Source organism: Halobacillus faecis (genome assembly GCF_007991335.1).
Taxonomy (GTDB): domain Bacteria; phylum Bacillota; class Bacilli; order Bacillales; family Halobacillaceae; genus Halobacillus; species Halobacillus faecis.
Genome location: NZ_BJYD01000034.1, coordinates 1 through 23,906, shown reverse-complemented (window position 1 = coordinate 23,906; position 23,906 = coordinate 1). Strand labels below are relative to the sequence as shown.

The 23,906-nt window shown below is 43.6% G+C and carries 27 protein-coding genes; 8 read left to right on the top strand and 19 right to left on the bottom strand.

Going from position 1 to position 23,906, the window contains the following annotated elements:
• Nucleotides 1–6 precede the first annotated feature (6 nt).
• A complete protein-coding gene (rsmD, locus tag HFA01_RS17540; protein WP_281290526.1) occupies nt 7–579 on the bottom strand; it encodes a 16S rRNA (guanine(966)-N(2))-methyltransferase RsmD in 573 nt (190 codons plus the stop codon).
• 411 nt (nt 580–990) lie between these two features.
• Nucleotides 991–2,337, bottom strand: coding sequence for a hypothetical protein (locus HFA01_RS17535; RefSeq protein WP_146818665.1), 1,347 nt, complete (start codon nt 2,335–2,337; stop codon nt 991–993).
• Nucleotides 2,338–2,634: 297 nt separating this feature from the next.
• On the opposite strand from HFA01_RS17535, the gene HFA01_RS17530 reads away from it, so the two are divergent.
• On the top strand, nt 2,635–3,024 hold the full coding sequence (locus tag HFA01_RS17530; protein WP_146818663.1) for a DUF7147 family protein: 390 nt from the start codon (nt 2,635–2,637) through the stop codon (nt 3,022–3,024).
• Nucleotides 3,025–3,088: 64 nt separating this feature from the next.
• On the opposite strand, the gene HFA01_RS17525 is transcribed toward HFA01_RS17530, so the two are convergent.
• Complete coding sequence (locus tag HFA01_RS17525; RefSeq protein ID WP_174787838.1) at nt 3,089–3,367, bottom strand: YlbG family protein; 279 nt, start codon at nt 3,365–3,367, stop codon at nt 3,089–3,091.
• An 84-nt stretch (nt 3,368–3,451) separates the two neighbouring features.
• Here HFA01_RS17525 and HFA01_RS17520 point away from each other — a divergent pair, with 84 nt between their 5' ends.
• A complete protein-coding gene (locus HFA01_RS17520; RefSeq protein WP_246139363.1) occupies nt 3,452–3,784 on the top strand; it encodes a hypothetical protein in 333 nt (110 codons plus the stop codon).
• On the opposite strand, the gene HFA01_RS17515 is transcribed toward HFA01_RS17520, so the two are convergent.
• The 4 genes from HFA01_RS17515 to HFA01_RS17500 form a co-directional block, all read right to left on the bottom strand.
• Nucleotides 3,781–4,224, bottom strand: coding sequence for a YlbF/YmcA family competence regulator (locus HFA01_RS17515; protein ID WP_146818661.1), 444 nt, complete (start codon nt 4,222–4,224; stop codon nt 3,781–3,783). The genes HFA01_RS17520 and HFA01_RS17515 overlap by 4 nt on opposite strands.
• An 81-nt stretch (nt 4,225–4,305) precedes the next feature.
• On the bottom strand, nt 4,306–4,671 hold the full coding sequence (ylbD, locus tag HFA01_RS17510; protein ID WP_146818659.1) for a spore coat protein YlbD: 366 nt from the start codon (nt 4,669–4,671) through the stop codon (nt 4,306–4,308).
• Nucleotides 4,672–4,730: 59 nt separating this feature from the next.
• Complete coding sequence (locus HFA01_RS17505; protein WP_167506269.1) at nt 4,731–5,747, bottom strand: CAP domain-containing protein; 1,017 nt, start codon at nt 5,745–5,747, stop codon at nt 4,731–4,733.
• 120 nt (nt 5,748–5,867) lie between these two features.
• Nucleotides 5,868–6,296, bottom strand: coding sequence for a CBS domain-containing protein (locus HFA01_RS17500; protein WP_146818655.1), 429 nt, complete (start codon nt 6,294–6,296; stop codon nt 5,868–5,870).
• Between the two features lie 208 nt (nt 6,297–6,504).
• Here HFA01_RS17500 and HFA01_RS17495 point away from each other — a divergent pair, with 208 nt between their 5' ends.
• Nucleotides 6,505–6,984, top strand: coding sequence for a YugN family protein (locus tag HFA01_RS17495; RefSeq protein ID WP_146818653.1), 480 nt, complete (start codon nt 6,505–6,507; stop codon nt 6,982–6,984).
• 125 nt (nt 6,985–7,109) lie between these two features.
• On the top strand, nt 7,110–8,168 hold the full coding sequence (gene ytvI / locus HFA01_RS17490; protein ID WP_146818651.1) for a sporulation integral membrane protein YtvI: 1,059 nt from the start codon (nt 7,110–7,112) through the stop codon (nt 8,166–8,168).
• Between the two features lie 32 nt (nt 8,169–8,200).
• Here the strand turns inward: ytvI and HFA01_RS17485 are convergent, their stop codons facing one another.
• From HFA01_RS17485 to cyoE, 8 genes are all read right to left on the bottom strand, one after another.
• Entirely contained in the window at nt 8,201–8,740 is a 540-nt protein-coding gene (locus tag HFA01_RS17485; RefSeq protein ID WP_146818649.1) for a GNAT family N-acetyltransferase, read from the bottom strand.
• Nucleotides 8,741–8,864: 124 nt separating this feature from the next.
• A complete protein-coding gene (locus tag HFA01_RS17480; RefSeq protein WP_146818647.1) occupies nt 8,865–9,320 on the bottom strand; it encodes a DUF420 domain-containing protein in 456 nt (151 codons plus the stop codon).
• A gap of 29 nt (nt 9,321–9,349) precedes the next feature.
• Nucleotides 9,350–10,249: a cytochrome c oxidase assembly factor CtaG gene (ctaG, locus tag HFA01_RS17475; protein ID WP_146818645.1), complete on the bottom strand. Its 900-nt coding sequence runs from the start codon at nt 10,247–10,249 to the stop codon at nt 9,350–9,352.
• A gap of 251 nt (nt 10,250–10,500) precedes the next feature.
• Nucleotides 10,501–10,827, bottom strand: coding sequence for a cytochrome c oxidase subunit IVB (ctaF, locus tag HFA01_RS17470; protein WP_146818643.1), 327 nt, complete (start codon nt 10,825–10,827; stop codon nt 10,501–10,503).
• Between the two features lie 3 nt (nt 10,828–10,830).
• Nucleotides 10,831–11,454 (bottom strand): cytochrome (ubi)quinol oxidase subunit III, encoded by a 624-nt coding sequence (locus tag HFA01_RS17465; RefSeq protein WP_146818641.1) that lies wholly within the window; start codon nt 11,452–11,454, stop codon nt 10,831–10,833.
• Nucleotides 11,454–13,325 carry a cytochrome c oxidase subunit I gene (gene ctaD / locus HFA01_RS17460; RefSeq protein ID WP_146818639.1) on the bottom strand — a complete coding sequence of 624 codons (1,872 nt, stop codon included), beginning with the start codon at nt 13,323–13,325 and terminating at the stop codon, nt 11,454–11,456. The genes HFA01_RS17465 and ctaD overlap by 1 nt, the downstream gene beginning before the upstream one ends.
• A 38-nt stretch (nt 13,326–13,363) precedes the next feature.
• The gene (gene coxB / locus HFA01_RS17455) at nt 13,364–14,428 is read right to left on the bottom strand and encodes a cytochrome c oxidase subunit II (RefSeq protein ID WP_146818637.1); all 1,065 of its coding nucleotides are present in this window, start codon (nt 14,426–14,428) and stop codon (nt 13,364–13,366) included.
• Between the two features lie 76 nt (nt 14,429–14,504).
• Nucleotides 14,505–15,440 carry a heme o synthase gene (cyoE, locus tag HFA01_RS17450; protein WP_146818635.1) on the bottom strand — a complete coding sequence of 312 codons (936 nt, stop codon included), beginning with the start codon at nt 15,438–15,440 and terminating at the stop codon, nt 14,505–14,507.
• 415 nt (nt 15,441–15,855) lie between these two features.
• Between cyoE and HFA01_RS17445 the strand changes: the two genes are divergently transcribed.
• Nucleotides 15,856–16,776 carry a COX15/CtaA family protein gene (locus HFA01_RS17445; RefSeq protein ID WP_146818633.1) on the top strand — a complete coding sequence of 307 codons (921 nt, stop codon included), beginning with the start codon at nt 15,856–15,858 and terminating at the stop codon, nt 16,774–16,776.
• Nucleotides 16,777–16,924: 148 nt separating this feature from the next.
• Here the strand turns inward: HFA01_RS17445 and pyc are convergent, their stop codons facing one another.
• The 3 genes from pyc to glsA all read right to left on the bottom strand — a co-directional run bounded on the left by pyc (nt 16,925) and on the right by glsA (nt 21,867).
• The gene (pyc, locus tag HFA01_RS17440) at nt 16,925–20,368 is read right to left on the bottom strand and encodes a pyruvate carboxylase (protein ID WP_146818631.1); all 3,444 of its coding nucleotides are present in this window, start codon (nt 20,366–20,368) and stop codon (nt 16,925–16,927) included.
• 207 nt (nt 20,369–20,575) lie between these two features.
• Nucleotides 20,576–20,857, bottom strand: coding sequence for an Fpa/YlaN family protein (locus HFA01_RS17435; RefSeq protein ID WP_075036512.1), 282 nt, complete (start codon nt 20,855–20,857; stop codon nt 20,576–20,578).
• Between the two features lie 80 nt (nt 20,858–20,937).
• Nucleotides 20,938–21,867 (bottom strand): glutaminase A, encoded by a 930-nt coding sequence (gene glsA / locus HFA01_RS17430; RefSeq protein ID WP_146818628.1) that lies wholly within the window; start codon nt 21,865–21,867, stop codon nt 20,938–20,940.
• A 90-nt stretch (nt 21,868–21,957) separates the two neighbouring features.
• On the opposite strand from glsA, the gene HFA01_RS17425 reads away from it, so the two are divergent.
• Together HFA01_RS17425 and HFA01_RS17420 are read left to right on the top strand one after the other, a co-directional pair.
• Nucleotides 21,958–22,452: a hypothetical protein gene (locus tag HFA01_RS17425; protein ID WP_146818626.1), complete on the top strand. Its 495-nt coding sequence runs from the start codon at nt 21,958–21,960 to the stop codon at nt 22,450–22,452.
• Nucleotides 22,453–22,534: 82 nt separating this feature from the next.
• Nucleotides 22,535–23,113 carry a YhcN/YlaJ family sporulation lipoprotein gene (locus HFA01_RS17420; protein ID WP_146818624.1) on the top strand — a complete coding sequence of 193 codons (579 nt, stop codon included), beginning with the start codon at nt 22,535–22,537 and terminating at the stop codon, nt 23,111–23,113.
• 34 nt (nt 23,114–23,147) lie between these two features.
• On the opposite strand, the gene HFA01_RS17415 is transcribed toward HFA01_RS17420, so the two are convergent.
• The gene (locus HFA01_RS17415; RefSeq protein WP_307725380.1) at nt 23,148–23,441 is read right to left on the bottom strand and encodes a YbyB family protein; all 294 of its coding nucleotides are present in this window, start codon (nt 23,439–23,441) and stop codon (nt 23,148–23,150) included.
• A 129-nt stretch (nt 23,442–23,570) separates the two neighbouring features.
• Between HFA01_RS17415 and HFA01_RS17410 the strand changes: the two genes are divergently transcribed.
• Entirely contained in the window at nt 23,571–23,774 is a 204-nt protein-coding gene (locus HFA01_RS17410; RefSeq protein WP_146818620.1) for a YlaI family protein, read from the top strand.
• Nucleotides 23,775–23,906: the final 132 nt, after the last annotated feature.

Here is a 23,906-nt window from a genome sequence, read left to right as displayed (position 1 = left end):
CTCTCCTTACTCAAAAATCGATACACCGATATTACTTCCATAATGATCGGTTTTCATTCGTTTCAGACGACTAACTTCTTTAGGTATTTCCTCTGAAGCATCGTGTTCACAAACGATAACCGCGTGTTCTGCGACCAAATCATATTCTAAAAGCGCTTCCATTAAGTCCTGATAAGAAAACTTCTTATAGGGAGGATCCAGGAAAATATAATCAAACGTCAGTCCCCGTTTCCCAGCCGCCTTGATGGCACGCATGGCATCGGTTTTGAAAACTTCTGTACGCTCATTGATGTCGAGCGTTTTTATATTTTCATAAATGGTTTGGATCGCTTTTTGCTGTTGATCGACGAACACACAAGATTCCACACCACGGCTCAATGCTTCAATCCCAAGACCTCCGCTTCCGGCAAATAAATCCAAAGCCTTGCCGCCCTCGAAGAAAGGCCCAATCCCGTGAAAGACCGCTTCCTTTACTTTATCTGTCGTCGGTCTGGTTTTATGTGTAGGGACAGATTTCAACGGACGTCCCTTAAATTCACCAGCAATCACTCGCATCCTGTACACCTCACTTGTCATCATTCCCCATAATCCTACCACAAAACAGACGTTGCAGGGAAGTACAGGGTGTGGAAGTGCCCCGGGAGACACGACAAGCATAAGCAAATCTGCGGAGTGGCGGGCTTTGCCACAGAGCAGAGTTGCTTATGTCTCGAGTGTCTGGGCACTGGAACCGGATTATTAGGGTGTGGAGAGGGCCTGAGAACACACAAACATAGAATTTTACACATTTTTTTATTTCAAGTGAATAAGGTGGTTCAGCAACGTACATACTAGCACTTGAAGCGGATGATACTGCTTCTGAAAACGGAGAAGGCTTACATCCCCATAAGCTCTTCCTCCGGTTTCTCCTCTCCCTTTACTTTTTTGTTTCATCTCTGATGATTCAGAAAAGCGGGGTCGCCCGTGATGGGCGGCCCTATTTTTTTGCCATTATTTCGGTCTAGTCGTAAGTTTTATATCAAACAATCCCTGTAAATCCTGCCATTTTATATAGGGAGAATCTCCAACCATGATCAATAATTCCTCACCCATACCAAACCTTTCTTTGTTGACGATAAACGTCGGCTGATCAACGTAAAAACGATACTCTTTGCCGGGAACCTCCAAACGATAGACAGCACCCTGCTCAATTTCCGTAAGTACATAATCCATCACACCACTGATCTCCGGTAGCGAAAGATACGAGGATCCATGATAATGAACGATGCGATCCGTGACCATCTGATCATGATAAAGCACACGTTTTTTTTCAACATAATACAGGTGATCCATTGCGGGAGCTTCATAGTTTTGAAAATAGGTTGTTTCTGCTCCATATACGTCGGATAACGACTCATCGAGGAATAGTCCTAAATCTTCTATCCTTTCAACTTGCAGCATACGTTTTTTCCACGTCATCAGCTCTTCTTTGGTTAAAGAGGTGACCACTTCGTTTGCCATCGACGAGCTGTTACCTGTATAAATATCTTTAACAACCTTCAACTCCCAAGGGTTTTCTTCTGTAGTGACTTGTCTCAAATGCTCCACCACATACTCCGCTTGCAGCTCCTTCACATTTCTTCCTTCAACCTTCATATAGTTGTCCAATACTTTAGTATCGGACTGATCAAGCTGAATCAAAATAGGACCTGTTCTCTCTAGAAAGGTTTGTAACTCCTGTTTGACTTCAGCTGAAAGCTCTGTTCCTGCTTCGTATGTAACAATACTATTCCCTTTCTTCCATAATGAGGCCTCTCCTTTTCTTGTAAGCGGGAGTGGTTCATTCATAGAAGAAAACTTATAATAACGCAGGTTCTCCATCGGGATATCACTTTCCTTAGCGGAAGGAACAAGCCATGGATCCTTCATCTCACCCAAATCTTTTATGGTCAATGAAAATGCAGACTGCACCACATGGTCCTCTTTCTTCAATTCAAGCATCCAATCGTTGATGACCTCATTTTCAGGCATCGGCATGGTATAATTTACGAGGACTTTCCCTTCTTTTTCTATAATCATTTCTGTCGTTTTCTGATGGGTTATACGACAGGACGACTCTTGATGGGAACAGACGATTCCTGTTGCTTTTTCCGGGGGATCAAGCTTGTAGATCCCTGCTTTTAATTGATCATATGTATAGTGAAATTGCAGCGTATCCTCTTTGACGGTCATCGAAACTTCCAGATTTGGAGATTTGGCGACTTGTTCACTACCCGCTTCTGCTCGGTCCCACTGATAAAGGAGCATAAGGGTGGACACACTGAGAAGCAATGTGAGCGGAAACCATAAGCGCTTCATCCTGCTCCCTCCTTTCCAATTTACATGCACAACGTTTCGTGCTACCTTTAATTTAATTGTTTAGTAGAAAGCTCTATTATCTCTCAATGTTTATTGTTGCAGATAAGCTCCCGATTGTGGAAGACTCAGTTTCGAGATGTTTTCAGGGGGTGAGGCCCCGCGGAAAGCGAGCTATTCTCCGTAGCCCCCATCCACTCAATAAAAGTCTCGAAACTGAGTCTTCAACAATCCTGCCATTTACTTTAATTACAAATAATCAATGAGTATCAGAACTGACTAGAAAGGGTGTACATATTTATGATACAAAAATTCATCGAACTTGGCGAAGGGTATGCGGATATTTATGAACTGATCGACCTCGGTACACGGATGCCTGAACGCATTCAGCATGCCATCGCTTTCTATAGCGAAAAAGAGGGCAAACCGGTTGCTTCCTTATCTCTAGTAATGAAGCCTGCCCATAACGATAAATTCCAGCCCATCTATATTTGCAGGGAAGGCATACCCAACCCTCACGAAAAACCGAATCAACGCTTCGATATGTATAAAGAAATGGTCGAACAGGCAGGAAAAGAGGTTGCGGAATTCACCATCAAACCCTCCAACCTTTTTCCTGAAACCGAACTTTTTTATCAGCATTTAATCGGAATTCTCCGAATGAATAAATTCATTGCTCCATTAAGTTGAGACCTGTGACCATGCACTCGAAAAAAAAGCGTCCGCTCAAGAAGCGGACGCTTTTTTGGTGCAGTCAGATGCCCATCTTATAGTCATACTGCTTGGCTTTGTCAGGCTTCGCTCCTTCGTATTCCGTGCGAACATCCGGTTTATAAGAAGGCACAACACGGGAAACGAATGGTAAGCGTTCAAGCTTTTCCATTTTATACTCGACATCTTCCTGGTTCACATATACTAAGGCATACTTCATTTTCTTAGATGCGTGAATCAAATGACCATGTTTCTTGATCTGTCTAATGTTTTTCATATGCTGAAAATATACGATTAGTCCTTGTCGTTTTGTTCGGATCATTGTTTGACTCTACTCCCCATCGAACATAATAAGTTAACGTCAGTTTACCAAATATCCCCGCGTACGGCAATGAGGAGGTTGGTAATGTTGCTTACAGACCATGAACGGGCATCTCTTGTTTTTGAAGAGCTTTTACAAAAATCGGACAAAATCAATACGGCCGTCTTCAAAAAAATTGCTGGAATCCCTTTCGTCTATTTGCACCCAGAAGAAAGTACTACACAGAAAGATGTGGAAGAAGTTTTAAAATGGTGTGCATCGAAGGCGATGAAAGGAAAACGCCTGACCCTTGCGATGAGCTATGTACGCAAGAATCAGGCGCTCTATGTGTATCGCGTCCGCTTTTTAGTTCCCCAGCGTAAAATGTTTTGCTGCGGGAACTTATGCGACGACTGTATTCGTTTTACTGATCCTTAAGAGGCACAACCACAGCTGCCGCCACTTCCGCATCCTCCACTGCACCCTGTGTCGGTAAGCGCCATACCGTTTTTCGGCACTTTGATTTGCTCACTTACACTGAAGGCTACACTTTCACTGATCTCATCCAGCAGCTTCTGGATATTGCGTTCAGCTTTTTTGAAGTGGGCTACCGTCTCATGCATATCCATCTCTCTTTTTACGGAGCGGACTTTTTTCATGATGGTATTATAGTCAGGATGATAACGGCCGAAACGTTGCACGTCCTCATAGTGTTCTTTCATATCCGCAAAGTCTTTAATGAGTCTTTGCGCCTCTTTATCGTTCTCAAGAGCATTCTTTGCCTCTTGGTACTCTTGCATGGTGTCTGAATGCATGACCATCTGGCCGATCGATTCAGAGCGATCTAGCAGATCGACAATTTCCATTGTAGCTAGCATAGTACATGTCCACCTCCATCTTCTATCTTATCAAATAGGAAAGCAGATGGAAATGAAAGATCTTTTCCATCTGCTCTGATTTTAGTAATAAGGGTATTCCATTTCCTTCTGATTTTTCCCAGATTCCTTTTTGACGTTGGTGATCAGCTGTTGAAATTGCCCGATCGCTCCGTTCAGTTCATCGATTTGTCTTGAAACCTCTTCCCAATTGATGTCTTCCATCAGGCCACCCAGCTGTTTGATCCAGTCCATCTTGGCCGTAGAGCTTTCCTTTTTGGCAGATGGCAGGGAATCCCAGAAAGGGTCATCTTCGCCGAGGATCATATATTTCTCATAATAACTTTGTATCAATTTATGATTTTTCCTCAACTGTCCCTTCACTTTCGGGTGTTTGTTGACAAAGGCTTTGAACTGCTGAACGCTCGGGTGCAATTCATTTGTACTCATACCTTTTACACCTCACTGTAAGAACTACAGTATAGCCTATGCAGAAAAGAAACAGGCGTTCATGGGACAGTCAAGAAATTCTGTGTATAATACCGGTGATGAACGCCGACACCAAGATGTGTGTAGTGAGGATCAAGAAGAGCTTTTCTATGACCCGGGCTGTTCAACCAACCATGGACCGCAGCAGTGGCGTCTACATATTGGGAGGCTATGTTTTCACCAGCCCGCACATATAAAATCTCTCCCAGTCTCTCTTTCAAACCGTCCCCATTCTGGGAATAATGAGAAAAATAGTTATTCTGATTCATATCCCTGCTATGGGCATAGGCGACAAATGAGGCTTCTTCGTGCTCCAACAGCGGACCGGCATCATGGAGAGCACGGACGCCATTCGTCATCGATAGGATTTGAGCTTCCATTCCATCTTCAACTCTGCCCCATGCCTTCTCGTCCAACACCTCTTGAAGAGGAAGGGTGCCGCGATAAACGACTTTATAAGGTTGATGCTTCAGAAGAATGTCATTTCTCAACATTCGAATCGCAAAAATTTCATGGGTCACATTGTCAAAGTACAATTGCGCACTCCACCGGTCCCCCAGAGGAATGACAGGTCTTTCAGCGATATCCTTCTCTGTAAGCTTTAAGGTGTACGCTCCTTCACTATCCAGGCGGTAGGAAGATGCAAAAGGATAAGACTCAGCGACCTCTTCGTATGAATCGAGCACACGGACGGGACCCGCTTCCCTTTTGAATAGAACACCTGTCACCACTTCCCTGTCCTGGATACCGAACTGCATCTCGATCTCCTCATCAGAGCCATAAACCCACCAGTCGTATCCATACTCACTTGGGTCTTGCCTCAGCGGTTCTCCCATCTCTTTCAAAAGTACATCAGAAGTTAACCCACGAAAAGAGAAGAAATCCGCTTCCTTTTCAGTCGGGGGCTGACCAACGGTTTCTAATGTAGGTTCTGAGAACTCTTCGACTACCTGTTCTTCTAAAGGAGAATTCAATAGTAGAAACAATCCAATGAAAAAAAGGATAACCAAACATAAGATTACGGATTTTTTTATCATATCGTACTCCTCATCAAAGACCATTTTATTTTATGTATAAGCGGATGGGTTGGAGGCTATGATTAGAATGAGCGATTCAGAACGAAAAGAGCCTGCTTCCATAGAAGCAGGCCCATATGATTAGTGAACTTCAGGACGTTCCGAGATATCCTGTAATGCAACACCCGCTGCATGGTCGGACATTTCTTCTGTCGATAAGTCACCAAGAGAAAGGATGCCGGAAAGTTTCCCGTTCTCAACAACAGGCAAACGGCGTACCTGGTGCTCAGCCATGATTCTGCTCGCCTCTTCCAGTGAACAATCTGGTGTACAACTGTACATGCGGTCACTCATCACTTGTTGAATCGGTGTAGAATCAGGTTTTTTCGCTGCATACCCACGAATAACTAGGTCACGGTCTGTCACCATACCCATAAGGTTGCCTTGATCATCACAGACAGGTATCGCGCCGACATTCTTTTCTTTCATCATAGAAGCTGCGTCACTCAACTGGTCATTCGTATGACAGATGGAGACATCGCTTGTCATGATATCTTTTACACTTTTCATGAAAGATCCTCCTCAATAATCATGATCAATGTTTATTGTCCCCTTTTCACCGAATTTATTACATGCATCCGGTTTCCTTTTATAGTATAATGAGAACGTAATCACAGATATTAAACCTATGGCAGGACGTTCGTCATGCCAAAATTGCAAGCATTACCTTTTCATACTAAAATGAGGTAAGATACATAACAATTGCGAGGTGGAACAAATGAAATTAGAAGGTACTGGGATTGAAGGTCTCGTTGTTGACTACAAGCCATTGACGGAAATCATGGAAAGAAATGGATTCATCCTTGGAGGATCCTGGGATTATGAGCGTGTCACATACGATTATAAAATCCCCGCTCCAGAAAAAAACATTACTTATTATATCCGCATCCAGGGATTCGCCCTTGAAGGGGATGTAGATAAGGGAGATGCTGTTGTTCGTTTGATGAAACCGCTTCTAGGCCGCCACTATTACCCACACGGTGTAGAATATGGTCACCAGGAAGGGTTTACAGACAGCATCATTTCTAAAGCGAAATCATTGGTTTCCAAAGTAAGTGAACCTGCGAAAAAATACCACAGCCAAGTTCCGGAACATGTGGTTTTGGACAAGCTGAAAAAATGGGCGGAAGAGAACGAAAACGAGGAAGTTCTTAAGAAAGTAGAAGAATTATCCACGGATTCCGATCGCCGTATATAATCACTCATCCACACTTTCCGGATGAACAACAGTCGCACATCATTGTATGGTGAGCGACTTTTTTAAAAGGAAGTAAAGACCGAACTCATGACTGGTCTATGGGGGAAAGGAGACTCATACATAAATTGTTCCGTTATCTATCAAAAAAACAGTGGATTTTAATACTAATCTCCGCTCTACTCATCATTGCAGGCTACTTCATTTTACCTGTCTCTATTCCATTGATACTCGCTTTCGTTACGGCCCTATTCTTAAATCCGGCGGTAAGATTCATCCAGTTCAAGTTCCGTATTAACCGGAAAATGTCCGTGACGTTTGTTTTCTTATTGTTCCTTGTCTTTCTTGGTCTCTTGGGAACATTCGCTGTGACCCGTGCCGTCACCCAAATCGTACAACTGGCTGACAACGCTCCACAGTATATCAACCAAATCAATAATGTGCTGCTGGATTGGGAAGACCATATGGCTAGTTTCTCACAATCGATGCCAAAAGAATTCGTAGATAAAGTAACAGCAGAAATGATGAATGCCATCGACCGGACGACGAACGCCATTTCTGAAAAGCTTCAATTATCCAACATTGCAGCTGTGGCTGCAAAAATACCTGAACTGCTCGTCAGTTTTCTCGTTTATTTAATCGCTCTGTTCTTGTTCATGCTTGAACTTCCACGCTTGCGGGATAAAATGCACGATCAGTTCACAGAAGCTACATCAGAAAAAGTAAAATTCATGAATGCCCGTCTTTCTTACGTCGTGTTCGGATTTTTAAAAGCGCAGTTTCTCGTCAGCATCATCATTTTCGTTGTATCATTGATCGGTTTATTATGGATTGCTCCAGATGTCGCTCTCATTATGTCGCTGATTATCTGGGCCATCGATTTTGTCCCAATTATCGGTTCCATCGTCATTCTTGGACCATGGTCGGTTTATATGCTCATTGTCGGGGATATTGCAATCGGGACAAAGCTTGGGTTACTGGCGATTGTCCTGCTTGCGATTCGAAGAACCGTAGAACCGAAAGTCATGGGCCGACACATCGGGCTTTCTCCGCTCGCCACGTTGATTGCGATGTATTTAGGTTTACAACTGATCGGACTCCTCGGATTCATTCTGGGACCACTTGTTGTCATTGCTTTCAACTCAGCTAAAGAAGCGGGCATCATTCGTTGGAACTATAAGCTTTAAAGAAAAAAACCTGAAGCATTGCTTCAGGTTTTTTAAAATTCTTTATTCATTGTATTTTCTTTTTGATGGATTTTTTTCTCTTTCTTAAAGACAAGGATATCCATACTTCTTCCTGTATGGTTGAACCCATTATTGATCAGTACTTTTTGTGAAGGAATATTATCTTTATCACACTGGGCCTCGATCCCCTTTACCTCTGGATGTTTAAAAGCCCATTCACAGAGAGTCTGAACGGCTTCTGAAGCATAACCGCAATTCCTTTCTGAAGCGACCACATGATAACCGATTTCTACATTACCCTCATCGTCAGGTTTGCCTTTGAATCCGATATCACCGATCACATGCTCACCGGCCGAATCAATGATGACCCATGGACCAAAACCCAATTCATCCGAATCGTTTTCTAAGCGTTCCGCATACATGGGCATAAGGGCTTTCAAGCCGTCATGAGGCCAGTTTTTATTCCATGGGAGTTGGAACTTGTAATAAAAGGCAAGCGAATTCTTCATCAGTGTCTGTGCAAGGTCTAAGGTAATCGGGAATAGCTGTAATCTCTCTGTCTTCAATTCCATAGTGGGTCATCCCTTTCCTATTTTTATGTATATGGAAATTTATGCATCCATACACTCTTTCCCTCCCCCAACACAAGATAAACCAAAAACAACGAATCGCTGATCAACGATTCGTTGTTTTTCTTTATGTCCCTAATATCGCTTTAATCATGCTTGTCGTTGTACCACCATCATAAATGATATACAACAGCATATAAACGGCAACACCAGTCACAGCTGTGCAAAACCAGATAATGCTTGTTACCGGACCAATTTTACGATGTTTCTTAATCTTACGTTTGAAAGCGAATGTTAAAGTCACTAACCCAAACACGGCTCCAACCGTCGCAAGGAAGATATGAAAAATCAAGAAGATCGTGTAAAAAATTTTTATATCGTCCGGTCCACCAAAGCTGGTGTTCCCAACAAAAATCGTACGGCTTAAATAAATGATAAAAAATGTCAGAGCACTGATAGCCGCCGCAATCATCACTTTACGATGCGAGCTTCTCTTATTTTTTACAATCAGTACCCAACCGATAGCGACGAGTACAGCGCTTAACACAATGAAGAATGTACTCAATGTCGGCAATAACGGCATACTTCCACCTCTTCCCCTCTAGCAAAACTTTAAGATTCTGTCTGTACTTGACTCGGCAGTGGATCAATCGTATCTCTTTCCCTGTTGAACCAACTGAAGAAAATATAAGCGATAATCGCACCGAAAATCACTTCCTGTGCAATCTTCATGATAATTCCACCTAATTGCTGATCTTCAACCAATGGCATCGGTGTAAAATAATTCGGGCCACTCAAATTGGATGCGAGTCCATTCAGGACGTCCGCAGGTACACATAAACTCATCGCCTGCATCCACGCCCCAGCTTCTGAGTAGGTTTCATAAAGCGGTGCGCCAGCAAAAATGATCAGACCACACGCCGGTGTAATCAGCACACCATTGGCGAAGATGAAACCGATTTTTAAGATTGGGCTTAGCCTGTCCAAACGCTCCAGTGGAGGAAAGACAGAAATCCACATACAAAAAGCGATAAATAATATGATCGTTGTAATCACAGTGTGCGACAGATCGCTTGATTTTGCGTAATCGAATACGACAGGCATGTGATACATCGAAAACAGTCCATTAAAAAGCAATAAGGAAATCAATGGCCTTGTAAGAAGATGAAGCACGTTTTTTATTCCTTTGGCTGCAAAAACTTTTTCCCATATCCATAGAGGAAGTCCTTTGATGACCAGAATTGGAAAAAGCAAATAATAAATCGCCATTTGAGTCATGTGGGCCGTAAACATGATATGCCCAAGCAAGTCGACAGGAGAACCTTTGACGATGTATAAAAGCAGCATCCCGCTATAGAACATCACTTGCTGAAAAGTACTTGGGCGCTCCGTTCCCTTTTCACGTCCAGGTCCTGTTATGTAAAAATATAAGGCTGATAATAACAGAACGAATACAAAATAATATGGACTCCACAAGGCACGAAAGCCAAAGATTTGAAGTTCTAACCACATTGGTGTCTCACCCCAGATTGTTTTACTTGTTCTTCTCCATTTTACCTAATTATCGCCGAAAAAACGAGCGCGCATAAGGAATTCATCCATTGTTCATAATTTAGTCATATCTCTCACGGAGAACAAAGGCGCTTGCACCGTACGTGGATGATTAGGTAGGTGTCATCCACAGAACCCGAATTTTATCGTCTCCTAAGCAAAAATAAAGAAAAAGACCGGAGCCCGGTCTTTTTCCTTTGATATCTATTGACTTACCACCAAATGATGGATGTGAACGTGATGATGGTCAATGCAGCAACAGCTACTCCTCCATACATCATCACAGCAACCATATCATGGCCTTTATTCTTCATATGCATGAAGTAATAAAGCTGAAAAGCTACCTGGACGACAGCAAGGATAATCAATGTCGGAATGATGAAGTAAGAATCCACTTCAAAAATAACCATTCCGAAAGCAATAAACGTGAACAAAATCATCAAGGCGAAAGTAAGGACCTGCTGTTTCATTTCTTCACGATGCTGCTTTTTCTCATATTCCTGGTGGTGTACGGGTTTGGAATGTGATTGATCGGCCATGGATTAACCCACCTTTCCCATAAGATACACAACTGTAAAGATGAATACCCATACAACGTCGATGAAGTGCCAATACAGGCTTGCAATATAAAACTTCGGCGCGTTATATAAGTTCAGTCCACGCTTCTGGTTGCGGAGCATAAGCGCTACAATCCAACTTAGTCCAAAGAGAACGTGCCCCCCGTGGAAACCGACGAGCGTGTAGAATGCTGAGCCAAATGCGGAGGATCGGAACGTGAACCCATATTCATGGATGTAATGATAAAACTCATAAATCTCCATGCCAAGGAATGCAAGTCCTAATGCAACGGTAATCCCCAGCCACATTTGCATTTTTTTAAAATCATGATTTTTCATATGGTACATCGCATACACACTGGTTAACGAGCTTGTCAGAAGTAGCATCGTCATGATGAACACAAGTTCCAATCCGAACAGGTGCTCAGGTGTGTTCTCCCCTTGTGTTGAGCCATTCAACGCAAGGTAAGTACCGAATAAACTTGCGAACAATACGGTTTCTCCACCGAGGAAAAACCAGAAGCCAAGGAATTTGTTTCTACCTTCAAGGGTGGCTTTTTCCGGATCATGCGGCATTCGTTTTGGATTGAGTACATCTTCAGAACTCATTATTTGCCAACCCCCTTCTTAATATCTTCTTCAAGCTCTTCTTTATGAATATGGTGACCCAGATCATCCTTCAAGGAACGAACAAGCATAGATCCGAGTGTAAGTCCCATACCAGCAAAGACAGCCACTAACCAGATTGGATCATCAACTTGGTAGATGAATCCGAAACCGGCGATGAATGTACCGAGTGAAATGGTAAATGGAAGTATGGAAGCATTCGGCATGTGAATGTCACCCAGTGGTTCTGCAGGTGTCATGCCTTCTTTTCCATCCATTTTCTCCACCCATAGAGGGTCAAGCCCACGTACAAGTGGTGTTTGTACAAAGTTGTAGTGTGGTGGTGGAGATGGAATCGACCACTCAAGCGTACGGCCATGCTCCCAAGGATCTCCGCTCACTTTCTTCTCTTTGACGGATGTGTACACAACGTTGATAAGGAAAATAATCGTACCAATCGCCATGAAGAAGGCACCGATTGTACTGATCAAGTTCCCTGTAGCAAGGCCCTGTCCTTCAAGGAAGACCCAGTAACGACGAGGCATACCCATAAGACCAAGGAAGTGCTGAATAAAGAATGTCAAGTGGAAACCGATAAAGAACGGCCAGAATGCCAGTTTACCTAGTTTCTCATTTAAAACTTTACCGAACATCTTCGGCCACCAGTAGTGTAGAGAAGCGAAAAGTCCAAAGGCTACCCCACCAACGATGACATAGTGGAAGTGTCCAACAACGAAATACGTATCGTGATACTGGAAGTCAGCAGCTGCTGCGGCTAGCATAACTCCAGTCATTCCTCCAATCGTAAACGATGGAATAAAGGCGATGGACCATAGCATAGCAGCCGTCATCCGGATTTGTCCGCCCCACATCGTAAACAACCAGTTAAAGATCTTAATCCCTGTAGGTACGGCAATCGCCATTGTAGCTACAGCGAAGATCGAGTTGGCAATAGGTCCCATACCAACGGTGAACATGTGGTGAGCCCATACCATGAATCCTAAGAAACCGATCAAAACGGTTGCGAATACCATCGCGGAATAACCGAAGAGACGTTTCTTAGAGAATGTTGAAAAGATATCACTGAAAGCTCCGAACAACGGAAGAATCAATATGTATACTTCCGGGTGACCGAAGATCCAGAATAAGTGTTCCCAGATGATGGCATTACCACCGAGACCCACGTCAAAGAAAGCAGATCCGAACATACGGTCGAACATCATAAGGAATAGTCCTACTGTCAAAGCAGGGAAAGCGAATAGAATCAACGTACTTGTGACGAATACAGACCATGTGAACAATGGCATACGCATATACGTCATACCTGGAGCTCTCATATTTACAATCGTTACAAGGAAGTTAATTCCACCAATTAACGTTCCGGCACCGGATATTTGCAGACCCATGACATAATAGTCTACCCCGTGCCCTGGTGAAGTCGTCGATAATGGTGCATAGTTGGTCCAGCCGGCATCCGGTGCACCACCTGTGAACCAGGATACGTTCAGCATAAGTCCTCCAAACAAGAACAACCAGAAACCTAGGGAGTTCAAGAATGGAAAGGCAACGTCCCTTGCCCCGATCTGTAAGGGGACAACGGCGTTCATAATGGCAAAGATGAGCGGCATGGCCGCTAAGAAAATCATGGTTGTACCGTGCATCGTGATCATTTCATTGTAAAGTCCAGCGGAGATGAAATCATTGTCAGGCTTCATCAACTGGATACGAATTATCATGGCTTCGAGCCCACCGATTAGGAAAAACAGCCCCCCAGAGACCAAGTAAAGATGCGCAATCTTCTTGTGGTCTACTGTTGTCAGGTAATCCCAAATCACAGCGCCGAGCCCACGTTTTTGTGCTACTGCAGTACTCACGCTTTAACCTCCCTTTTCAACCTCTTTCTCATAAATCCTTACTCTTCAACACTTTGCATCTCAAGATCGTTTCCTACATCCGAGTGATCCAACTCTAGAAGGTAATCAGCAATTTTTGCTGCATCTTCTTCTGAAACCAGCTCTGCAGGCATTTGGTTCCCCGGCTTGATTTCATCCGGATGAACAATCCAATCTACAAGGTTATCTTTCGATGGCTGCAGGATCCCTGCAATTTTCTCGCGGTTTGCGAAGTTGCCTAAGTTCGGTCCTACACCAGCTGACGCGCCACCAATTGCGTGACAACTCATGCAGTTGTTGTTGAACAACTCTTGACCTTCCTGAGCGGTTGTTGTTTCTGGCGTTGCTTCAGGATCAATGTTCTGCATGTCTTCTACCCATTGATCAAACTCATCAGGGCTGACAGCGATTACTTTGAAGTACATCAGGGAGTGGGAAGGTCCGCAAAGTTCAGCACAAAAGCCTTCGTAAACCCCTTCTTCATAAGCTTCTAAGTACATAGTGTTGATGTTTTCACCAGGAATGGTATCCATCTTACCCGCGATTGCCGGTACCCAGAAGGAGTGAATGACATCACTGGCTTTCATGTTTAAGTATACCCTTTCATTTGTAGGGATGTAGATTTCTTGACTTGTAGAGATCTCTTGATCTGCATAGTCAAACTGCCACCAATATTGGTTACCTGTGACATCGACCGTTAAAACGCCTTCATCTCCTTGCGTCGATTGATCAGCGAGGTCGAAAGTCGCCTGCACAGTAGGGATTGCCAGCACAAGTAGCAAAATAATTGGAATGACTGTCCAAATCACTTCCAAAGCTTTATTCCCTTCTGTTTGTTTCGGAACGATGTGTTCCTGCCCTTTCTTCTCACGATAACGGAGAAGAACGAAAGCATAAATGGCCATAACGATTACGAAAACGAAAATCATTATCGCAATACTGATCAACATAAGATCAAATAATAATTCCGAGCCATACCCTTTTGGTTTTAGTGCACTGATGTTTTCAATACCACATCCGGTAAGGAGCATGGTTAGTGCACCAAATAAGAATAATGAACGGAATTTTCCCATCCAACCTCTCATGCGTCATACCTCTCTTTCTCTTGTAATGCATTTTTTTATTTAGAAACTGACCTCCTTGTAGTAGGAGGTCAGTTCTTTAAAATGGGAATGGCAATGTGACGATGACCATCATAAAGAACATGATCGTCAGATAGTTCAAGGAAAAAATGAACATCCATGTCGCCCACTTGTAGTCATCTTTCATAAAAAAGCCTGCGATCCCTAGAGCCAGCCAGCCGATAGAGAGCACATAAGCCGTGATTAGAAAGACCGTGCCAAGAGAAGCCAAATAAATCGGTAATGGGAGCAGACAAGCAACGTAAACGACGATTTGACGTTTAGTCATGTTGAACCCGTGAACAACAGGGAGCATTGGAATTCCAGCTGCTTTGTATTCATCTTTTTTCTTCATGGCAAGTGCCAGGAAGTGCGGGGTCTGCCAGATAAACATAATAAGAAACAGAATCAGAGCTTCCAATTGCAATCCTGGATCAACAGCAGCCCATCCGATTAATGGTGGAACAGCTCCTGAGAAGCTTCCAACCACTGTATTGATCGTGTATTTTCGCTTTGTCCACATCGTGTAAAGGACGACGTAAACGAACCAACCAAATGCGCCCCACAAGGCTGCCTGCCATGTCGTGAGGAGCAAAGTGATAAATCCGAGAATGGACACGCTGATCCCCAATGTTTTTATAAATGATAAAGACATCGTTCCTGTAACCGTCGGACGATTGCTTGTCCGTGACATAATCGGGTCAATGTCTCTGTCATACCAATTGTTAAGAATACAACCACCGGCAATTACCAAAGCGGTTCCGAGCATCGTCAGCAGGAAAGTAACCCACTGATCAAAAAATAATGTACCCGTATAATGGAGAGCAAGCCAAAATCCAGCAAATGTAGTAATCAAATTAGAGTTAATGATACCGACTTTGATCAAGCTCTTTATATCAGCTAACAAAGAATGGTCATTGGTTTTTGTTTGGATCATTTCTGTAGAAGCAGATTCGACTGTTCTTGGATTGTCCATCGTATTATCTTCCTCCTTCTACCACCCTCTTAAAAGAATAACATGAATCCTTATTCATTAAAGGATTCACCGAGGGCTATTTCCATTCTTGCATCATAAAGGATGACAAGAAACATCAAAATAATTGTATCATGTAATTGTGGTTCTATCTATTTAAACTCAACAATTTTATTTATTTGTGACAACTTTGTGAAACGGCATTCTCTCTTAGTATCTACCATTCTCAACAATTTTAACGCTGCTGGCCTTTTTCCCTCAGAAAAAGCGACGACGTTGATGTGAAACACACCCTTTTATTTCTAGCAAACCCTGTCATACATTGCAAGTTTTTTTCAAGACTTTAGTGATTTTAATGAGGTTAAATGGTATGATATCCCTCGTGTTCTTTTGACAGGAATGGAGGTGGCTTCATGCCATGCGATTATTAAAGTGGTTATCGGTTTTTGCCACATTAGGGATGCTGCTCGTTCTATTAGGCGGAGCACTCGTCACAAAAACAGATTCAGGGATGGGGTGCGGAAACAGTTGGCCGCTATGCCACGGAGAATGGATCCCATCTGAAATTGATGTCGCCTTAATCATTGAATTAAGTCACCGACTTGTTTCTGGAGGCGTAGGTTTACTAGTACTGTCCCTTTCTGTGATTGCTTGGGTAAAAGTTGGTCATATACGAGAGGTGAAATTCCTATCCTTTCTTGCATTCTTTTTCTTGCTCACTCAAGGATTAATTGGAGCCGCTGCCGTAAAATGGGGGCAGTCCGACTTCGTACTAGCGCTTCACTTCGGAATATCTCTTGTATCTTTCGCAGCAGTCCTTCTACTGATGCTGATCATATTTGAGATCGACCGGAAATTTGACGCACACTCCCTACTCATCCGTAAACCATTTAGGCTTCAAATTTATTCTTTAACTACATACACATTGATCGTTGTTTATACAGGTGCACTTGTCCGTCATACTTACTCATCGATGGCTTGTTTGGACTGGCCGCTTTGCAGAAATGCTTCCCCTTTCGACTTTTCATTGTATGGCTCAGCTCAATGGATTCAAATGGGACACCGTGCTGCTGCAGCCGGGGTTTTCATATGGACGGGATTTCTCATGATGAAAGCTTTGAAAGATTATAAAAACAGTCCGATCATGAAAAAAGGCTGGATCCTTGCAGCAAGTCTTATGGTCGCACAGGTTCTTGTAGGTGCTTTTGTTATCATGACGTATGTGCATTTGGGTCTTGCCCTTCTGCATGCGTTGGTTATTTCTTTATTTGTCGGTCTTCTATCCTACTTCCTATTACTTTCTTCAAGAAGCGCTAAATATGAACGTTCGGTGAAATAAACCAAACAAAAATCTCAGAGGGGCCCTCTGAGATTTTTTAATCGTCTATATATACTCCCGTTGCAAAGGTACACTGAACGCTTTCGTCCTATTGTTCAATCATTCATGAAAGAGTGGAAACCACTAAGTGGCTTCCACTCTTTTGCGATCATTCAAATTCAATGAGTAAATCACCGACATGGATCGCTTCATTGTTTTCTACGTAGATATCCTTAATGACGCCATCAAAAGGTGCTTGGACGGTGGTCTCCATTTTCATCGCTTCTGTGATCATCAGGTGATCGCCTTTCTTCACTTCCTCGCCTTTATTAGACAGCACTTTAATGACTGTCCCTGGCATCGTTGCCCCGATGTGTTTGCTGTTCGCTTTATCTGCTTTCGGACGCTGTTGAACAGCAGCTTTCACATTCTCATCCTTCACGACGACTTCACGAGGTTGGCCATTTAACTCGAAGTACACCGTACGGGTCCCATCGATTTGTGGCTCACCGACAGAGACAAGCTTCACGATCAAGGTTTTCCCTTGTTCGATTTCCACTTCAATTTCCTCACCCAGTCTCATCCCGTAAAAGAAGGTTGGGGTGTCGAGTACAGACATATCCCCGTATTGCTCTCTGAACTTATGATGGTCCATGAACACTTTTGGATAAAGAGCGTAGCTGATCATATCAAAGCTTGTTACTTGACGATCGAGGGAATGGAACAATGTTTCTTTCAAGTTGTTGAAGTCAACCGGCTCTAACAACTCCCCTGGTCTCACCGTGATCGGCTCCCTCCCTTTCAATATGATGCGCTGTAGCTCCGCAGGGAATCCACCGTAGGGCTGACCGAGGTAGCCTTGGAAGAATTCAACGACACTGTCAGGGAAATCAAGAGAATCGCCTTTTTCATAAATATCGTCTTCATTCAGCTCATTCTGGACCATATAGAGGGCCATATCTCCAACGATTTTCGAAGACGGTGTTACTTTTACGATATCACCGAACATGTCATTCACTCGGCGATACATCGACTTGACTTCATCCCAACGGTGTCCTAAACCGACCGCTTTTGCCTGCTGCTGCAAGTTGCTGTATTGTCCTCCAGGCATTTCGTGTTCGTACACTTCTGTATGTGGAGCCATCATCCCACTCTCGAAATCCTGATAGTACTTTCTTGTATCTTCCCAAAAGTGTCCGAGCTCTTCGTAAGCGGAAATGTCCACATTCGGCTTACGCTCACTACCCTCAAGAGCATAGTAAAGGCTGTTCGCACTCGGCTGGGAGGTCAATCCTGCCATTGAACCCGTGGCAACATCGACGACATCGACACCTGCTTCAATCGCTCTCGCGTATGTGAACAATCCATTTCCACTCGTATCATGAGTATGCAGATGGATCGGGATGTCGACGGTTTCCTTCAGTGAGCTGATCAACTGGTAAGCCGCTTCCGGCTTGAGCAATCCGGCCATATCTTTAATGCCGAGGATATGAGCACCAGCTTCCTGAAGTTCGAGCGCCAGCTTTTTATAATAAGCAAGATCATACTTCGGTCGACTGCTATCAAGAATATCCCCTGTATAACACATCGCCGCTTCGGCAACTTTTCCACTCTCCCGCACAGAGTCGATAGCAAGCTTCATGCCCTCTACCCAGTTGAGGCTGTCGAAAATCCGGAAGACATCAATCCCTGCTGACGCACTTTTTTCAACGAATTCACGAATGAGATTGTCGGGATAGTTTTTGTATCCGACCGCATTGGAAGCCCTTAAAAGCATTTGAAAAAGGACATTCGGTGCTTGGGCCCTCAACTTCAACAGACGCTCCCAAGGATCTTCATTCAAGAAACGGTAAGAGACATCGAAGGTCGCTCCTCCCCACATTTCTAATGAAAACAAATCAGGTAAAAGACGGGCTGTTGGTTCTGCTATATTCTCGAGATCTTTTGTCCGTACACGGGTTGCGAGTAACGACTGGTGGGCATCCCGGAAGGTCGTATCTGTGAGCAGGACTTCATTTCTCTCTTTCAACCACGAAGCGAGACCTTCTGGACCTCTTTCATCAAGAATTTGTTTTGTCCCATCTGGAATCGGTTCCGAATGCTTGATCATTGGAATTCTTGGCTTTGAATAGCTCGGCTTCTTACGATTACCGTATCCTTCGAAACCATTGATGGTCCGATCAGCAATATAGGACAACATTTTCGTCCCGCGATCCTTTCGTTTTGGAAAAACGAAGAGCTCTGGAGAACGGTCGATAAACGTTGTATCATATTCTCCGGACAGGAACTGCTTGTGCTGGACGACATTCTCCAAGAAAGGGATGTTCGTTTTGATTCCGCGAATACGGAATTCTTTTAAATTTCTAACCATCTTATGAGCGGCTTGTTCAAAACTTAGCGCCCACGTAGACAGTTTGACAAGCAAAGAATCGTAGTAAGGAGAGATGACCGCTCCCTGGAACCCGTTTCCGGCATCAAGTCTGACCCCGAAGCCGCCTCCAGAACGATAAGCCATGATTTTCCCTGTATCCGGCATGAAGTTGTTCAGAGGGTCTTCGGTTGTTACACGGGATTGGATCGCATATCCGTGCGTGACAATATCTTCTTGTTTCGGTATGGAGATGCGGTCGCTATGTAAGTCATATCCTTCCGCGACAAGAATTTGTGTCTGAACGATGTCTACACCGGTAATCATTTCTGTGATCGTGTGCTCCACCTGTACACGGGGGTTCACTTCTATAAAGTAAAATTCATCTCCAGTTACTAGGAATTCTACCGTACCGGCGTTGATGTATTTCACATTATCCATAAGTTTGACTGCTGCATCACAAATGGCCTCTCTTACTCCATCCTTTAAGCTGACACTCGGAGCGATCTCCACAACCTTTTGGTGTCTACGCTGGACCGAACAGTCCCTTTCATACAAGTGAACAATATTGCCGTCCCGATCACCAATGATTTGAACCTCGATGTGTTTGGGTTGTTCGATCAGCTTCTCCACATAAACTTCATCACTGCCGAATGCTGCTCGTGCTTCCGAACGGGCCCGGTCATAAGATTCCTCAAGGGTTGTAGCGCTTCTGACAACGCGCATTCCCCGGCCACCGCCTCCCATCGCTGCTTTGATCATCAATGGATAGCCATGCGTTTCCCCAAACTCGCGGATCTCTTCGAGTCCACTGACAGGACCGTCACTCCCCGGAATAACAGGAATTTCCGCCTGTACCGCTTGATCTCTCGCTTTCACTTTGTCTCCAAACATATTCAAATGTTCGCTCGTCGGTCCTATGAAAGTAAGACCTTCTTCTTCACACCTTCGTGCGAATTGAATGTTTTCAGATAGAAATCCATACCCAGGGTGAATCGCATCAACCCCCACGCTCTTAGCGATTTCAATAATTCCTTCAATATCCAAATAAGCATCGATCGGCTTCTTCCCCTCGCCGATCAAATACGCCTCATCAGCTTTATAACGGTGGTAGGACCCCGTATCTTCCTGCGAATAAATGGCGACGGTACGAATATTTAATTCTGTACACGCACGAAAGACTCGAATAGCGATCTCGCCACGGTTAGCGACTAAAACTTTATTGATTTTTTTCGTATTTGCCATGATTCCACTCCCTGTTTGTCTATGTTTTAGGAATTCGTACGTTCTGTTACATAGTTTTCTACTCAGAGAGCGAAAATTCCTTTAAATCTGACAATTTTAGTTACAAAAGTAACAACCGATCCATGTCTCAGCAAAACCTGTATATGTAAAAGGATGAAAATAAAAAAACTCAAATTACAACAAACTGTCGCAATTTGAGTTCTTATCTTATGACTTCTGAGCAGCCTCATGCAAAACGTTCAACTGTTTTTCAAGGTTATCCAAAAGTGCTTTTCCTTCTTCGTCGCTGATTAAATTCAAGCGAACCGCAAAATGAATTTCGCGGGATAATCCAAACATTTGTGTATCTAAAACTTCTTCGTAAAGTGGACACTGAGGCATCGTCAAGTTGTCCATCTGTACTTTTATTAACCTTAATATTTTATCAGCGTCAGCTTTTAGAAGGGCATAGGCTTTTTCTCGATGATCCACAGCCACATCAGACAACATCAAAATCCCCTCCAATGTACGAGTCTTTCTTTTTTTATCTTATCGTTTAACACAATAAATTGCAAGATAGGAATGAACAATTAGAAGATCGACAAATCGTAACGATTGGACAGGATTTCTAAAAGTCTTAAGCCTACAACACTGTTCCCCTTTTCATCAAGGCTCGGCCCATATACAGCGATTCCTCCAAACTCGTTTAAGGATGCGAGGACGGATCCTGATACACCACTTTTTGCCGGAATACCAACTTTAATAGCAAAGGATCCTGAAGCATCATACATGCCGCACGTGACCATAAATGTTTTACAAATTCTTGCGAGATGCTTCGGTATAATTCTCCGCCCGGAGTGAATATCCTTTCCCCCATTTGCAAGCAGCGCTCCGATCCGGGCAAGTTGACAGACATTCACCTCAATCGCACATTGTTTGGTATAGGCATCAAGAGTTTCCTCTACACTACCGGTGACAATTTGATGCTGCTTCATGTAGAAAAGCAGAGACCGGTTCAAAAAAGCCGATTCGAATTCCGAGGTAGCCACTTCTTCGTTGTATCCGATGGAATGATCATCAGTCAAATCATGAATAAAGCTCAACAAGCGGCCGACTTTTTCATCAGGTGTATCCCCGTGGATCATATTCGTTACCGCAAGAGCTCCTGCGTTGATCATTGGGTTGAGAGGTTTAGATGGAACTTGTTCCAAACGGTAGATGGAATGAAAAGGATCCCCTGTTGGTTCCATGCCTACACGATCGAACACATAACTTTCCCCATTATCCATAAGAGCCAAAGCCAGTGAGATGACTTTCGAAATGCTTTGAAGCGTAAACCTCACTTCTGTTTCTCCGGCCTCCACTGCATCTCCATCCAAGTAGTGGATGGCAACAGCTAGATCTTCTGGATTGCTGCGTGATAGTGCCGGGATATAGTTGGCCACCTGACCGTCGTAAGCATAGGGGCGTACGTTGTCCAACCATTCTTCCAGAACACTTTCTGTAATATCTTTAATCAATGGATCATGCCTCCTTTAATGAAATCGAATTCATTTTTTGCTATGATTTTGGATGGATGACTTTTTATTAATCGAAAGGTGGCCAAAGTCATGATTGTTCAAATAGCAGGAAATGTTAAATTCCCAATTACACTCGACCCAACCGTCTGGATATTCGACGATCGAAAAATGACCTTCCCAGAGGTCTTCGAAGGGGAAGAAAACCCGACAGAACCAACGGAAGAAGATGAGTTAAAGCGCCAGTCTACCCGTTTTGACAGAGAAGTCTATCAGCAAAAGATCAACCCACCTGTCAACAAAAGCATCAATCGTTATGAAAAACAAAGGATTTTAAAAGGCACGTTTCTCATGCCACTGAAGCCGTTCCTACATACCAGCGAACCAGCCGCTGATGTAAAAAAAGCAGCCTTAGTCACAGATGAAGGCGAAAAAGTGATCGATGCCGATGTTTTATCCGAATCCCTTTTACTTTTCGCAGAAAATGGAAAGCCTTTGCAAGAACAAGGTCCCGTTCACCTTTATTTCAAAGACGGATCCAATCGTTCCGAACCGATCAAAGGAATCAAAAAAATTGTATTGCAGTAAAGATTGGGCAGCTTTTTAAGCTGTCCTTTTTGTATATTATCTGCAAGCTGACACAGGCTATAAATAAAAAGTGGTGATTCCTTTGAAAAAATTAATTTGGTTAGCAGCCCTTTTGGCCCTAGTTGCGTGTCAGCAAAACGGCGGTGAAGAGTCACTGCTTCAAGAGCGACAAAACGATCCTGAGTTGAAGTACGTCACGGATTCAGATCCGGTGGAAAAGAAAAACATGACCAGCCAGCAAGCAGCAAGACACCTTGCTAAGCTTGCCGTCCAAGTTCCGGATGTCCATGATGCAACCGCCCTCGTGCTTGGCAACTATGTAGTTGTAGGAATTGATGTGGACAAAGATCTAGATCGCTCCCGCGTCGGCGTGATCAAATATTCTGTAGCCGAAGCTTTAAAACATGACCCTTACGGAAAACAAGCAGCTGTCATTGCAGACGCAGACGGTGTGGAACGAATTAGGGGCCTTGGTCAGAAAATGGCTGAAGGTCATCCTGTGGAAGCGGTCACCGATGAACTGAGTAAAATTGTCGGACGTTATATGCCGAGTGGTTCCGTTGAAGAAAAACCACAGTCCAACTCCAACCAGGATTCTGTGCCGGAAAAAGAGCAAAAACAGCTCGAGCAAATTGAAAAAGAACAATCAAAGCAGAACTAAACGAACAGAAAAACAGCTAAATCCTCGCGGGGATTTAGCTGTTGCTTTTCTCAAGGATTTCTCTTTCTTTTTCGGTCAATTCATTATAGTATTGGACGCCGAATTGAGATCCTTCTGCCACCATATCCGAATTATCCAGTGAAGCGGTTTCAGGTTTCCCAGCTTCTTCAATCGGCATATCCTCTGATTTTCCTAGGCTGCTTTGAATTGATTTTGCTTTGTCTTTGACTTGCTGACGCTTGTCCTCATCTTTCAGAAAATAAGCAATGGTTCCGCCAAGAGTGGCACCGATAGCTGTAAATATCCAACGTTTTCTCAAACAAATCATCCTTTCCTCTACTTCTGTAATTACATTTCCCAATCCCTTGAGAAGTCAAACGTGGAAATCTCATCTATATATAAAAAACTTATTATGTTAGACTATATGTAATCGAATGGAAAAATAGAGGTGAAAAAGATGCGTGTACAATGCGTGATTTGCGATGAAATTGAGAAAATTGACAGCTACTGCCTGCAAGCAAAACGACTTCGGAATCGCCGGATACACACGTACATGTGTCAATCCTGCCACGATCGTATAGAAGAAAACACCAACAGACGTTTAGCTACCGGGAATTTCCGGTTCAACAGAGAACGCAAAAAAGAAAAGCATTTAAGCTAGTTACCAAAAGAGAGAGGTTCTGCCTCTCTCTTTTTTTATTTCACTGTTAGAGAAAAGCTCCCGATTGTGGAAGACTCGGTTTCGAAACGATGGTGTGGTTCTAGGGGCTCCGGGAAAAGGTTCGCTTTCCAC

What these genes read in the sequence shown, in the direction of transcription:
- rsmD (WP_281290526.1), bottom strand. Translation starts at nt 579, where the DNA reads ATGATGACAAGTGAGGTGTACAGGATGCGAGTGATTGCTGGTGAATTT.
- HFA01_RS17535 (WP_146818665.1), bottom strand. Translation starts at nt 2,337, where the DNA reads ATGAAGCGCTTATGGTTTCCGCTCACATTGCTTCTCAGTGTGTCCACC.
- HFA01_RS17530 (WP_146818663.1), top strand. Translation starts at nt 2,635, where the DNA reads ATGATACAAAAATTCATCGAACTTGGCGAAGGGTATGCGGATATTTAT.
- HFA01_RS17525 (WP_174787838.1), bottom strand. Translation starts at nt 3,367, where the DNA reads ATGATCCGAACAAAACGACAAGGACTAATCGTATATTTTCAGCATATG.
- HFA01_RS17520 (WP_246139363.1), top strand. Translation starts at nt 3,452, where the DNA reads ATGTTGCTTACAGACCATGAACGGGCATCTCTTGTTTTTGAAGAGCTT.
- HFA01_RS17515 (WP_146818661.1), bottom strand. Translation starts at nt 4,224, where the DNA reads ATGCTAGCTACAATGGAAATTGTCGATCTGCTAGATCGCTCTGAATCG.
- ylbD (WP_146818659.1), bottom strand. Translation starts at nt 4,671, where the DNA reads ATGAGTACAAATGAATTGCACCCGAGCGTTCAGCAGTTCAAAGCCTTT.
- HFA01_RS17505 (WP_167506269.1), bottom strand. Translation starts at nt 5,747, where the DNA reads ATGATAAAAAAATCCGTAATCTTATGTTTGGTTATCCTTTTTTTCATT.
- HFA01_RS17500 (WP_146818655.1), bottom strand. Translation starts at nt 6,296, where the DNA reads ATGAAAAGTGTAAAAGATATCATGACAAGCGATGTCTCCATCTGTCAT.
- HFA01_RS17495 (WP_146818653.1), top strand. Translation starts at nt 6,505, where the DNA reads ATGAAATTAGAAGGTACTGGGATTGAAGGTCTCGTTGTTGACTACAAG.
- HFA01_RS17485 (WP_146818649.1), bottom strand. Translation starts at nt 8,740, where the DNA reads ATGGAATTGAAGACAGAGAGATTACAGCTATTCCCGATTACCTTAGAC.
- HFA01_RS17480 (WP_146818647.1), bottom strand. Translation starts at nt 9,320, where the DNA reads ATGCCGTTATTGCCGACATTGAGTACATTCTTCATTGTGTTAAGCGCT.
- ctaG (WP_146818645.1), bottom strand. Translation starts at nt 10,249, where the DNA reads ATGTGGTTAGAACTTCAAATCTTTGGCTTTCGTGCCTTGTGGAGTCCA.
- ctaF (WP_146818643.1), bottom strand. Translation starts at nt 10,827, where the DNA reads ATGGCCGATCAATCACATTCCAAACCCGTACACCACCAGGAATATGAG.
- HFA01_RS17465 (WP_146818641.1), bottom strand. Translation starts at nt 11,454, where the DNA reads ATGAGTTCTGAAGATGTACTCAATCCAAAACGAATGCCGCATGATCCG.
- coxB (WP_146818637.1), bottom strand. Translation starts at nt 14,428, where the DNA reads ATGAGAGGTTGGATGGGAAAATTCCGTTCATTATTCTTATTTGGTGCA.
- cyoE (WP_146818635.1), bottom strand. Translation starts at nt 15,440, where the DNA reads ATGGACAATCCAAGAACAGTCGAATCTGCTTCTACAGAAATGATCCAA.
- HFA01_RS17445 (WP_146818633.1), top strand. Translation starts at nt 15,856, where the DNA reads ATGCGATTATTAAAGTGGTTATCGGTTTTTGCCACATTAGGGATGCTG.
- pyc (WP_146818631.1), bottom strand. Translation starts at nt 20,368, where the DNA reads ATGGCAAATACGAAAAAAATCAATAAAGTTTTAGTCGCTAACCGTGGC.
- HFA01_RS17435 (WP_075036512.1), bottom strand. Translation starts at nt 20,857, where the DNA reads ATGTTGTCTGATGTGGCTGTGGATCATCGAGAAAAAGCCTATGCCCTT.
- HFA01_RS17425 (WP_146818626.1), top strand. Translation starts at nt 21,958, where the DNA reads ATGATTGTTCAAATAGCAGGAAATGTTAAATTCCCAATTACACTCGAC.
- HFA01_RS17415 (WP_307725380.1), bottom strand. Translation starts at nt 23,441, where the DNA reads ATGATTTGTTTGAGAAAACGTTGGATATTTACAGCTATCGGTGCCACT.
- HFA01_RS17410 (WP_146818620.1), top strand. Translation starts at nt 23,571, where the DNA reads ATGCGTGTACAATGCGTGATTTGCGATGAAATTGAGAAAATTGACAGC.